Annotated in this window: 7 protein-coding genes; all 7 read left to right on the forward strand. The window is 62.6% G+C overall.

What is annotated here, in order from left to right; genetic code table 11:
• Nucleotides 1-130: 130 nt before the first annotated feature.
• From bcsQ to LOY35_RS12500, 7 genes are read left to right on the forward strand one after another with little or no spacing between them, the layout of a single operon-like run.
• Nucleotides 131-1,318, forward strand: a complete 1,188-nt coding sequence (gene bcsQ, locus LOY35_RS12470; RefSeq protein ID WP_258632872.1) for a cellulose biosynthesis protein BcsQ — start codon at nt 131-133, stop codon at nt 1,316-1,318.
• Nucleotides 1,315-3,537, forward strand: coding sequence for a UDP-forming cellulose synthase catalytic subunit (gene bcsA, locus LOY35_RS12475; protein ID WP_258632874.1), 2,223 nt, complete (start codon nt 1,315-1,317; stop codon nt 3,535-3,537). Before bcsQ ends, bcsA begins: the two co-directional genes overlap by 4 nt.
• Nucleotides 3,534-5,756, forward strand: a complete 2,223-nt coding sequence (gene bcsB / locus LOY35_RS12480) for a cellulose biosynthesis cyclic di-GMP-binding regulatory protein BcsB (protein ID WP_258632876.1) — start codon at nt 3,534-3,536, stop codon at nt 5,754-5,756. The genes bcsA and bcsB overlap by 4 nt, the downstream gene beginning before the upstream one ends.
• Before the next feature lie 22 nt (nt 5,757-5,778).
• Nucleotides 5,779-7,005, forward strand: coding sequence for a cellulose synthase complex periplasmic endoglucanase BcsZ (gene bcsZ / locus LOY35_RS12485; protein ID WP_258633583.1), 1,227 nt, complete (start codon nt 5,779-5,781; stop codon nt 7,003-7,005).
• The gene (locus LOY35_RS12490; RefSeq protein ID WP_258632878.1) at nt 6,981-10,883 is read left to right on the forward strand and encodes a cellulose biosynthesis protein BcsC; all 3,903 of its coding nucleotides are present in this window, start codon (nt 6,981-6,983) and stop codon (nt 10,881-10,883) included. The genes bcsZ and LOY35_RS12490 overlap by 25 nt, the downstream gene beginning before the upstream one ends.
• 15 nt (nt 10,884-10,898) lie before the next feature.
• Complete coding sequence (locus LOY35_RS12495; protein ID WP_258632880.1) at nt 10,899-11,567, forward strand: SGNH/GDSL hydrolase family protein; 669 nt, start codon at nt 10,899-10,901, stop codon at nt 11,565-11,567.
• Nucleotides 11,564-12,232, forward strand: a complete 669-nt coding sequence (locus LOY35_RS12500; RefSeq protein ID WP_258632882.1) for a cell division protein FtsQ — start codon at nt 11,564-11,566, stop codon at nt 12,230-12,232. The genes LOY35_RS12495 and LOY35_RS12500 overlap by 4 nt, the downstream gene beginning before the upstream one ends.

A 12,232-nucleotide genomic window follows, 5' to 3' on the forward strand; every position in this document is an offset into this window, starting at 1 on the left:
TGTTGTCTCCAAAATATTGACGATATCATTTAGCCATGCGAATGCAGTCGTTTGCCGTGATACGAGCCCGAATGCTTCTTACCCTCGCAGTGAAGGGCTTATGAATCGGACAAATGATATTGACAACCTGATGAGCAGGTTCGGAGAAAGTGCGGCCAGTTACATCGAGATGGAAAATTCCTTTAGTTACAAGGAATTGCCCGAATCTCCGATCATTGCCGCAGCTGCCGTTCCCGCAGACCCGGAAAAATCGACGGCGACTGTTCTGCCTCAGTCGGTCGAGATGCCGGACCCACTGCCTGCGACACTGGCGACGCCAGTTCATCCGCTGGACCGACGAGTCGAGCCAGTACTGGATGATCTGCTTGAGACCACGTCGGCCGGCGATGCCGTCTCCGAACCTGTTCCAGCCCCCGCCAATGCTTGTTCATTGCGTTCCCTGCTGGCTGAAGTCGCGCTTGAGCGCCAGGCCGAGGCGCGTGCGCAGAACGAGGAGGCGTTACGCCGGTCGATCCCGAACGGCTCTGTGGCGGTCACTCCGGCCCGGGTCATCGCGGTGGTGTCGCCAAAGGGTGGCGTAGGCAAAAGTACGCTCTGTGCGGCGCTGGCGGGCGCGCTGGGTGGCAAGGGGCGCAGGCTGGCCATCGATCTGGATCCGCAGAACGCTTTGCAATACCACCTGGGTGTCAGTCCGGATGTCGCAGGCATGGCCAGCGCCAGCCTGACCGGCGAGTGCTGGAACGGCTTGCTCCTCGATGGTATTGGCGGAACCCGCGTTCTGCCTTTCGGTCCGGTCTCCGGGCAGGAGCGTCGTGCGCTCGAGCGTTTCCTCGAGGATGACACTCACTGGCTGGCGCGGCAGTTGGCGCGCATGGATCTGGTGGCTGACGATGTGGTGATTCTCGACACCCCCCCTGGCCGCACCCTGTATCTGGAGCAGGTACTCGATGTCGCCGATCAGGTGATCGTCGTCATCACGCCGGACCCGGCCTCGTTCATGACACTGGACCCGATCGATCGATTGCTCGAAGGGCGTGCCCATCAGGCCTGGCGTCGTGACTGTCACTATGTCGTCAACCAGTTCGATGCCTCGCGCACGTTCTGCCAGGACATGCTCGAAGTGCTCAAGCGTCGCTTCGGCAAACAACTGATCGGTGTCCTGCCGCTCGATCACGCCATCAGCGAAGGCCTCGCCTTTGGCGTCAACCCACTACTGGAAGACGAAGACTCGTCTGCACGGCAGGAAGTCCTGGCCATTGCCGATGCGCTGAAGTCACCTGTCCGGACCTCTGCATTGGCAGGTAGTCGCGCATCATGAGTCAACCCAACGAGCAACATGAAGTACCGGGCCGCCTGCAACACTGGGTCCAAACCCTGGCCGACGGGTTCGAGAGCCTTTCCCATGGGGTTCGTCGAGCCTTGCAGATCGCTGTCCTGCTGGTCTCGATGCTATTGGCGCTGTTCATTATCACGGTGCCTTTCGATCTCTATTCACAATGCTATTTCGCCGCAGGCTGTTTTGTCGCCGCGCTGATACTGCGCAAACAATCCGGCCGGTTCCCGGTGGTGCTGTTGATCGGTCTGTCGCTGACGGCGTCGCTGCGCTACATGTACTGGCGGATCACCTCGACCCTGGGCTTTGACGACTGGCTCGACATACTGTTCGGTTATGGTCTGCTGGCGGCGGAGCTGTACGCGTTGGTCGTACTGATTTTCGGTTACCTGCAAACCGCCTGGCCGCTGCGGCGCCAACCGGTGCTGATGAGTACGCCGCCTTCGGAATGGCCGGTGGTGGACGTGTTCATTCCGACGTACAACGAAGCGCTGGATATCGTGAAGGTGACGATCTTCGCCGCCCAGGCGATCGACTGGCCGAAAGACAAACTGCGCGTGCACGTGCTCGACGATGGGCGTCGTGAAGATTTTCGGACCTTCTGCGACAGCATTGGCGTGAATTATCTGGCCCGTGACAACAATCGTCATGCCAAGGCCGGCAACCTCAATGAAGCCCTGAAAGTCACGGAAGGAGAGTTCGTCGCGATCTTCGACGCCGACCACGTACCGACCCGTTCTTTCCTGCAAATCTGCGTCGGCTGGTTCGTCAAGGATCCAAAACTGGCGATGCTGCAGACGCCGCACTTCTTCTTTTCGCCGGACCCGTTCGAGAAGAACCTCAATACGTTCCGCTCCGTCCCGAACGAAGGCGAGCTGTTCTATGGGCTGGTCCAGGACGGCAACGACTTGTGGAACGCGACGTTCTTCTGCGGTTCTTGCGCCGTGATGCGCCGTACCGCGCTGATGGAAGTGGGCGGCGTCGCGGTGGAAACCGTGACCGAGGATGCTCACACCGCCCTGAAGATGAACCGTGCCGGCTACAACACCGCCTACCTGGCCATCCCGCAGGCGGCAGGCCTGGCTACCGAAAGCCTTTCGCGCCATATCAGCCAGCGTATCCGTTGGGCACGCGGCATGGCGCAGATCTTCCGGACCGACAACCCGTTGATGGGCCGCGGCCTGAAGCTGGGGCAGCGGTTGTGCTACCTCAACGCCATGTTGCACTTCTTCTACGGCCTGCCGCGTCTCGCATTCCTGACGGCGCCCCTGGCCTATCTGTTTTTCGGGGCGCAGATTTTCCACGCCTCGGCACTGATGATCACCGCTTACGTGCTGCCGCACATCTTGCACGCCAGTCTGACCAACTCACGGATCCAGGGCCGTTTCCGGCACTCGTTCTGGAACGAGGTCTACGAGACGGTACTGGCCTGGTACATCATGGGACCGGTACTCATGGCCCTGGTGAACCCCAAGTTCGGCGGTTTCAACGTGACCGACAAGGGCGGGATCATCGACCGCAAGTTTTTCGAGTGGAAACTGGCGCGTCCCTACATTGTGTTGTTGACCCTCAACGTCGCGGGCATTGCCTTCGGCCTCTGGCAATTGTGCCAGGGCGAGGAGGGCGCGATGACCACGATCCTCATCAACATGGCCTGGACGCTCTACAACGTCGTCATTACCAGTGCGTCGGTGGCCGTGGCCAGTGAAACGCGCCAGGTACGCAGCGAGCCGCGGGTTGCCGCCGAACTGCCGGTGCGCATTGAGCTGGCGGATGGACGTACGTTCGACGGCATCACCCAGGACTTCTCGCAGAAGGGCCTTGGTTTCCGTCTGCCGGATGGCGTTGAAATCGCCCAGGGCGAGCGCCTGCGCATGACGTTGTTTCGCAACCAGCAGGCCAGTGTGTTTCCCGGCACCGTGATGTTCAGTCGCGGCACGCTCCTGGGGGCTCAGTTCGACCCGCTGAGCCTGCGTCAGCAAAGTGAACTGGTGCGCCTGACCTTCTCGCGCGCCGACACCTGGGCGTCGACCTGGGGCGGTCGACAGGTGGACACCCCCTTGGCTGCATTGCGCGACGTCGCTTTCATCGGCATGGGGGGTATCTACGAATTGTTCAAGGCCACCCTTGCCGAGCTGCGAAGATTCCTTTCTGCCCGCCGGCCGTCTTCCCAACCACTCGAAAACCTTATGGACAAGCAATGAGCGCTAAGCATTTTTCAGGCATTTTGGCTTCAACGTTGCTGGCTTTGAGTGGTGGTGCGGTATTTGCCGATACCGCACCGGCGGATGCAGGCAATGGCTACACCCTGACACTCAAGCAGTTGGGGCGCGCCTATCCGATGAACCTGCACGGTGTCGAAGCGACCGATAGCGTCAACTTTGACGTGCGGGCCGATCAGGTCGTGACCGGCGCGCATCTGACGCTGCAATACAGTTATTCGCCGGCGCTGCTGCCCGATCTGTCGCAGATCAACATTATAGTCAACGACGAAGTCGCCGCGAGTGTGCCGCTGCCCAAGGAGAACGCCGGCACGCTGCAAAAGCAGACGGTGGAGATTCCTCCGCAGTTGATCACCGAGTTCAATCGCTTGAGCGTGCAGTTCATCGGGCACTACACCATGAGCTGCGAGGATCCTCAGCACTCAAGCCTGTGGGCCAAGGTCAGCAGTGACTCTTCGCTGCAGATCCAGACCTCGCCGCTGGCCTTGCCGAACGATCTTTCGCTGATGCCCGTGCCGTTCTTTGACCGGCGCGATGCCCGCCCGCTGGATCTGCCGATCATCTTCAGTTCCGCGCCGGACAACGGCACCCTCGAGGCGGCGGGTGCGCTGTCGTCCTGGTTCGGTGCCCTGGCGAGCTATCGCGGGGCGGTCTTCCGCGCCCAACTCAATACACTACCCGCCCAGGGCAACGGTGTGATTGTGCTCAGCGGCGACGCGCCTGCGCAGATCGGCGGATTGTCGATTCCCGCGCCGAAAGGGCCGACCCTGAGCATCCTGACCAACCCGAACGACGCCAACGGCAAGTTGCTGGTGGTGGCGGGGCGCAACACCGAAGAACTCAAGCTGGCCGCCATCGCGCTGTCGGTCGGTGGCCAGGCGCTGTCGGGCAGCACGGTGGTCATCAACCAACTCGATATCCTCAAGCCGCGCAAGCCATACGATGCACCGAACTGGCTGCCCACCGATCGCCCGGTCAAGTTGGGTGAGCTGATCGCGAGCAAGCAACTGAACGTTTCCGGGTACAACCCCGGCGACATCACCGTACCGCTGAACTTCCCGCCGGATCTGTTCAACTGGCACCAGGACGGCGCGCCGCTGAACCTGAAGTATCGCTATACGCCGCAGCCCAAATCCGTCAATTCGTCGTTCATCGTCAGCTTCAACGATGGCCTGATCAAGTCCGAGACCCTGCCTTCGCTGGAGCGTCTGGACAAGAGCCTGTTGAGCGCGATCAAGGACGAGACCCTGGTGCGGGACATGCGCGTGTTGCTGCCGCTCAATTCCGTTGCACTGAAGTCGCGCCTGCAACTGCGCTACATGTACGACTACATCAAGGAAGGCGAATGCCGCGACATCATCATCGACAACATGCGCGGCAGCATCGACCCTGAGTCGACGCTGGACCTGACCGATTACGACCATTTCATGGCCATGCCCAACCTGGGGGTGTTCAAGGACGCCGGCTTCCCGTTCACCCGCATGGCTGACCTGTCGCAGACCGCGGTGGTGCTGCCGGACAACGCCGGCCTGGGTGACGTCAGCGCTTACCTGACCGTACTGGGCCGTTTCGGTGATTCCACCGGTTACCCCGCCACCGGCGTGACGGTCATCCAGGCCGCACAGGCGCCGGCTTTCGCCGACAAGGACCTGCTGGTGATGGCGTCCGGCGCCAACCAACCTTTGCTGACCCAGTGGGCGGACCGTCTACCGGCGGCCGGTACCGGTCAGCAGCAACGTTTCGAAGTGTCTGACCTGACTCTGCGTCTGCATGACTGGCTCAGTTCCGATCCTGAAGCGAACCTGCGCAGGAGCCGCCTGGCCATGGCGTTCTCCGGCGGTCAGCCAAACACGTACCTGACCGGTTTCGAATCGCCGCTCAAGAGTGGCCGCAGCGTCGTGGTCATTGCCGGGGGAGATGCTGCCGGTCTGGCCCAGGCCACTGAGGCATTGAGCCGTACGGACCAGGACGCCAGCGCCATTCAGGGCAGCCTGGTCGTCATCCGTGGCAAGACCATCGAGCCGCTGGTGGCTGACGAGCAGTATTTCGTCGGCAGCCTGTCGCCGGTCAAGTACGTGCAGTGGCTGATGTCGCGCCATGTGGGCTGGACGTTGCTGATGACGGCACTGGGTGTGCTGTTGCTGAGCGGCCTGGCCTATCTGGGGCTGCGTTCCAAAGCCAGGAAGCGACTGAGTGTCTGAGCGTGGCCGTGAGACCGTATCGATGAACGTGCGTCGCGCTCTATCCGGCGATTGGCTGCGCAGCACTGTCTGCGCGGTGCTGGCCAGCCTCGCGTCATTGACGTGCCTGTCGTCGTTCGCCACGGAGTCGGCGTGTGGGGCCCGGGATTGGCCGTTGTGGGAATCCTGGGCCACTCGCTACGTCCAGGACGATGGCCGGATGTTGTCTTCCAGCATGGAGGCCAACCACAGCACCTCGGAAGGGCAGTCCTACGGCATGCTCTTCGCGCTGATCGGTAACGACCAAGCGCGCTTCGAGCACCTGTGGACATGGACCCGCGCCAACCTGCTCGGCTCTGACCCCGCGACCCGCCTGCCGGGCTGGCTGTGGGGGCAGGGCCAGGAAGGGCAATGGCAGCTTCAGGATGCCAACTCGGCGTCCGATGCCGATCTGTGGATCGTCTACTCGCTGCTCGAGGCCGCGCGTCTGTGGCAGCGTCCCGAGTACCGTGTCGATGCGCTGCAGTTGCTCAAGACCATTGAGTCGAAACTGGTCGTCACGTTGCCGGGCCTCGGCAAAATGCTGCTGCCGGGCCCCGAAGGTTTCGTTCAACCGGACCACCTGTGGCGCCTCAACCCGAGCTATCTGCCTCGGCCATTGCTCCTGCGTCTGGCCAAGGAGCAGCCGAAGGGGCCGTGGAAAGAGATTGCGGACAACACCGTCAAGCTCATCCGCAGTGCCAGCCCCAAAGGCTATGTCGCGGATTGGGTGGGCTATCGCGGGACTTCCGCGCAGTCCGGCTTGTTTGTGATCGATCCGATCAAGGGCGGACTGGGCAGCTATGACGCGATCCGCGTTTACCTGTGGGCGGGGATGACACCCAAGACCGACCCAGCGAATCCAAAGCTTCTGGAAGCACTGGATGGTATGGCGCAAAGCACGGCGTCGACCGGTGTCCCGCCCGAAAAAGCCCAGGTGCTTTCCGCTGCGGTCGATGGCACGGGGCCGTTCGGCTATTCGGCTGCATTGGTGCCGTATTTCATCGCCAAGGGGCACCCCTGGTTGGCCGAGCAACAGCAACGTCGTGCCCAGGACGGTCTTGCGGCGGCATTCGCTAAAGGCAGCGACCAAGGTGCCGAACCCCTCTATTACAACGTCATGCTAAGCCTGTTCGGGTTGGGTTGGGCAGAGAAGCGTTACCAGTTCCGTGATGACGGAACGCTCACTTTGTCCTGGGAGACGTCATGCGCCCGCGCCGTTCCACGCTAGCTGTTGCAGTTTTCATTGCGCTGATCACCTCCGGTGCTCAGGCCGAAGGCACCGACATCCAGGCCCAACTGGTTGAACAGGGCCAGTACTGGCAAGCCCGCTCGAATGCGGCGCGCTCTGCCGAGATCTGGCAAAAGGTCCTGCGCCTGGATCCGAATCAGATCGATGCCCTCTATGGCATGGGATTGATCGGCGTCAAGCAGAACAAACCGCAACAGGCCCAGGAATACCTGGCGCGCCTGCAGGCGTTGTCGCCGCAGCCGTGGATGGCTCGCCAACTGGAGCAGGACATCGCGCTGGCCAGGCCGGACAACAAGGCACGGCTGGATGAGGCCCGTCGTCTGGTCGACGCGGGTGAGCGCGACAAGGCGACCGAGGTGTTTCGCCGGATGTTCAACGGCCTGACCCCGGAAGGCACGGTAGGGCGAGAGTATTACAACAACCTGGCCTTCAATTCCGACGGCTGGGCCGAAGCTCGCCAGGGCATGGAGCGCCTGCTGCGTGAAACCCCCGATGACGCGATCCTGGCGCTGTTCTATGGCAAGCAACTGATTCGTCACGAAGACAGTCGTGCCGAGGGCGCTCGGGTGCTCGCCAGGCTGACCAACCGCGTGGAAATCGCCGGCGATGCCGATGAAAGCTGGCGCCTGGCGCTGGTCTGGATTGGCCCGCCGACGGCGGCCCAGGTGCCGCTGTTCGAGGAGTTCCTGAAGGTTCACCCGGACGATCAGGACATCCGTGACCAGATGAACAAGGGGCAGCAAAAATCGGCCACCACCGCAGGTTCCACCTGGCGGCAGGACCCGTTGGTGGCGAGCGGGTTGCGTGCCTTGGAGAAAGGCGATCAGGCCGGCGCGGAAAAGGCCTTCCAGGCGCGCCTCAAGACCCGTCCGGATGATAGCGATGCCCTGGGCGGCCTGGGTGTGGTTCGTCAGCAACAGGGGCGTTTCCCGGAAGCCGAGCAACTGTTGAGCCGGGCGATCAGCACCGGTGGCAGTCGCTGGAAACCCGCATTGAACGGTGTTCGCTATTGGGCGCTGTTGCAACAGGGCCGCGACCTGCAGGCCAAAGGGCAGACCGCCAAGGCGACCGAAGCCGTCGCCCAGGCCATGCGCATGAATCCCAATGGCCTGGATGCTCGCCTCACCCTGGCCGATATCCAGGCCCAGGCCGGCCAGTTCGACAGCGCAGCCGCCCACTACCGCCAGGTACTGGCGAGCCAGCCTGGCAACCCGCAGGCCATACGCGGCCTGGTCAATGTGTTGTCGCAAACCGGGCAAGCCGACGAAGCCTTGAGTCTGCTGGACAGCCTGCCTGCCGCTGAACAGGCGAAGCTCGGCGACACCGGCCAGTTGCGTGCCTTGCGCTCCACCCAGATGGCCAGCGTGGCCGAGCAACGTGGCGATATCCGCAGTGCCCAGAATGCGCTGCTCGATGCAGTGAACAGCGATCCGGAGAATGTCTGGACGCGTTTCAGCCTCGCGCGCCTGTATCTCAAAACCGGCGAATCGAAAAAGGCCCGTGAGCTGATCGACGCCTTTCTCAAAAGTCACCCGGACAACGTCGATGCGCTGTACACCAGTGCCTTGCTGTCGGTGGAAATGGAGCAGTGGAAAGACGCCCAGGCCACCATCAACCGGATTCCCGTCGACCGCCGCAGCGCTGACATGAACGAGCTGGCGGATCGGGTCACGTTGACCACGCAGATCAATCTGGCGGCCGCCATGGCCAAGCGCGGGCAGCGTCAGGAAGCCCTGGCTTTGCTGGATCGCCTGCAACCGATGGCCGCTCGTAGCCCCGAGCGCACGGCGACCTTGGCGTCGGCCTATGTCGACGCCGGCGATGTCGAGCAGGCGCTGTCGATGATGCGTTCGTTGCTGACCCAAGGCAGCGCACCGTCGGCTGACTTGATGCTGCAATACGCCTCCTTGCTGCTCAAGACCGGCGACGATGCCCAGGTCAACTCGATCCTGAACAGCTTGCAGAACCAGCCGTTGAGCGTCGCGACCCGCAAGCGTTATGACGATGTGCTGTACCTCTACCGTATCCGTCAGGCTGACCGGTTGCGCGAGGGTGGTGACCTGGCCGCGGCCTACGACACCTTGGCGCCGGCGTTGGCCCAGCGTCCGGGCGATGTCGCCGCCACGTCGGCCCTGGCCAGGATGTACACCGCCAATGGCGACAACGCCAAGGCATTCGACCTGTACAAGCCTTTGCTCAAGCGCAACCCGAACGACCCGCTGGTGCTGTTGAACGCGGCCGATGCTGCCGTGCTCGCCCACGACAACGGCTATGCGGAAAAGGCGCTGGAGCAGTTCATGGCGTTGCAGAACTACGATCCGCAATCATTGACTGAAGTCGCGCGCATCTACCGGGCGATGGGCAACAGCGGCAAGGCGACTGAGGTATTGCGCAAAGCGGTTGCCATCGAGCAGACCGAGAAGCAACGCAGCCTGGCCGCCCAGCCTGGCGCGATGAATGTGGCGGCGAACCCATTCGCTGGCGGGACCGGGCAGCGTCGGCAGGTCTTGCGCGGTCCGGCGTCGGCCATTCCGCCGCCGGCGGAGGCCATTCTCAACGGCGGCGTCATGCTCGCCAGTGCCGAGGGTGTGCCTGCCGATGCCTACCCAGTCCAGCCTCGAAGTGGCAGGGGTACCACGGTCGCGCAGAGCAATCCCTTCAATGCCCAGCCGCAGCCCCGAACGGTACTGACCGTCGTCGACTCGACAAGCTCCGCCCAGCACGCGCTCAACGATATTCTTCAGGAACGCAGCGGTTACGTTGCACAAGGGTTGAGCGTTCGCAGCAACAACAGCGAATCGGGTCTGAGCAAACTGACTGACGTTGAAACGCCGTTCGAAGTGAACGTGCCGGCCGGCGACAACCGCGTGGCCGTGCGCATCACCCCCGTCGCGCTCACTGCCGGCAGTGTGAAGGGCGAGGCCGCCAGTCGTTTCGGCGGTGCCTCCAGCGCAACCTCCGGTATCGGTGCTCAACATGCCGAGGGCGTCGGCCTTGGGGTGGCGTACGAGCGTCCCGATGAAGGCATCAAGGCCGATGTCGGTACCACGCCGATAGGCTTCAAATACACGACAGCGGTGGGGGGCGTGAGTGTTGATCGTCCACTGAGCGATAACGGCAATCTCCGTTACCGCGTCGCTGCTTCGCGTCGCGCGGTCACCGACAGCCTGACGTCGTTTGCCGGCACCACCGACAAGCGTGACGGTGGATCGTGGGGCGGGGTGACCGCCAACGGTGTGCGTGGCGAAGTGAGCTACGACAACTCGCAGGTCGGTGCCTACGGTTATGGCTCCGTGCACGAACTGGTGGGCCACAATGTCGAGTCCAACACCCGGGGTGAACTCGGCGGTGGCGTCTATTGGTACCTGGACAACATGCAGGACCACTCGCTCACCGTTGGCCTGAGCGCCACTGCGCTGGGCTACGAGAACAACCAGGACTTCTTCACGTATGGGCATGGCGGCTACTTCAGCCCACAGAGCTATTTCGCCCTGGGCGTGCCGGTGACCTGGCAGCAGCGCACCGAGCGCTTTACCTATCAGGTCAAGAGTTCGGTGGGCATCCAGCACTTCCAGCAGGACGGCGCCGATTTCTTCCCAAGCGACAGTGACCGCCAGGCGGCCAACGACTCGCGCTACTCAGGCCAGAGCAAAACCGGCGTGGGCTACAGCCTGGCGGCAGCCGGCGAGTACAAGTTCGGTTCGCGCTTCTTTCTTGGCGCAACGATCGGCATGGACAACGCCAGCGACTATCAGCAATTCAATGGTGGCCTGTATGCGCGCTACATGTTCGAGGACATGACGGGCAGCCCGATGGCGCTACCGGTCAGCCCTTACCGCTCACCTTATTCGAACTGATTCCCGGAGATACCTATGCCAGCCTCTGCCCTTGCCGGCCTGACCCTTCTGGTGCTCGGCGAAAGCCATATGAGCCTTGCCGACCACCTGATGGAGCCGCTCAACGCTGATCTCTCCCGTCAGGGCGCGATTGTTCATTCCATCGGCGCCTGTGGCGCCAGCGCCGGCGACTGGTTGATCACCAAGAAGGTCGATTGCGGCGCCGAGCAAAAGGGCACCGCCAAGATCCAGATCAAGGGCCGTGACGCGACCACCACGCCTATCGCCGAGCTGATCGCCAAGGACAAGCCCGACCTGGTCGTACTGGTCATCGGCGATACCATGGCGTCCTACGACAAACCGGCGTTTCCCAAGGCCTGGGCGTGGCAGAGCGTGACCAGCCTGACCAAGGCCATCGCCGCCACCGGCACCAAATGTGCCTGGGTCGGCCCGGCGTGGGGCAAGGCGGGCGGCATGTACCAGAAAAACGATCCGCGAACCCAATTGATGTCGAAGTTCCTGGCCAGCAACGTCGCGCCTTGCACCTATATCGATTCGCTGACCTTCTCCAAGCCGGGCCAATGGGTCACCACGGACGGTCAGCATTTCACGGTGGCGGGTTACAAGGCCTGGGGCACTGCAATCGGCGATGCACTGGGCAAGCTGCCGCCTGAAGCGCTGAGCAGCAAAGGGGCGAAAAAATGAAAACCGCCAAGGTCCTGAGTGCTACCGCGCTGTTGCTGTCGAGCTTGAACGTCGTGGCGGCGGACATCCCGTTATACCCGACCGGCCCCGCCGAAGATGCGGCGTTCATTCGCTTCGTCAACGGCAGCGCCGAGCCGATGCAGGTCATTGCCCAGGAAGGCCAACCGCCGCTGAACCTGGACGCGACGCAGCCTGCTTCGCTGTTTTTCCCGGTCACGGCCAGCAGCGCCATCAAGGGTACCCTGGTCAGCGGCGAGCGGCGCCTGGCGCTGGACGTCAAAGCCGAGCCCGGCGAGTTCGCCACCGTGGTCGCGCTCCCCGACGGCAAGGGGCTCAGGCAAGTGACGGTGCATGACATTCCGGACGACTTCAACGGCCTCAAGGCCTCGCTGGGCTTCTTCAATCTGGACAGCAGCTGCGTCGATGCCAGCCTGCGCCCCGCAGGTCGCACCGCCGACCTGTTCAAAGGCGTGACCGAAGGCAACCTGCAACGCCGCTCGATCAACCCGGTGAAGCTCTCCGTGCAACTGGTCTGCGCCAATGCCAATGTCGGCCCTGCGCTGGATCTGGGTGAACTGAAGGCAGGCGAGCGCTACAGCGTTTTGCTGCTGCCGACCGCCACCGGACCTCGACTCCTGGCCGCCACGGACACGTTGTCCCACTGA

The sequence above is a fragment of the Pseudomonas sp. B21-028 genome, from assembly GCF_024749045.1.
Classification (GTDB): Bacteria; Pseudomonadota; Gammaproteobacteria; order Pseudomonadales; family Pseudomonadaceae; genus Aquipseudomonas.

Excerpts from the sequence above, each read along its gene's own strand:
- bcsQ (WP_258632872.1), top strand. The coding sequence starts at position 131 with ATGAGCAGGTTCGGAGAAAGTGCGGCCAGTTACATCGAGATGGAAAAT.
- bcsA (WP_258632874.1), top strand. The coding sequence starts at position 1,315 with ATGAGTCAACCCAACGAGCAACATGAAGTACCGGGCCGCCTGCAACAC.
- bcsB (WP_258632876.1), top strand. The coding sequence starts at position 3,534 with ATGAGCGCTAAGCATTTTTCAGGCATTTTGGCTTCAACGTTGCTGGCT.
- bcsZ (WP_258633583.1), top strand. The coding sequence starts at position 5,779 with ATGAACGTGCGTCGCGCTCTATCCGGCGATTGGCTGCGCAGCACTGTC.
- LOY35_RS12490 (WP_258632878.1), top strand. The coding sequence starts at position 6,981 with ATGCGCCCGCGCCGTTCCACGCTAGCTGTTGCAGTTTTCATTGCGCTG.
- LOY35_RS12495 (WP_258632880.1), top strand. The coding sequence starts at position 10,899 with ATGCCAGCCTCTGCCCTTGCCGGCCTGACCCTTCTGGTGCTCGGCGAA.
- LOY35_RS12500 (WP_258632882.1), top strand. The coding sequence starts at position 11,564 with ATGAAAACCGCCAAGGTCCTGAGTGCTACCGCGCTGTTGCTGTCGAGC.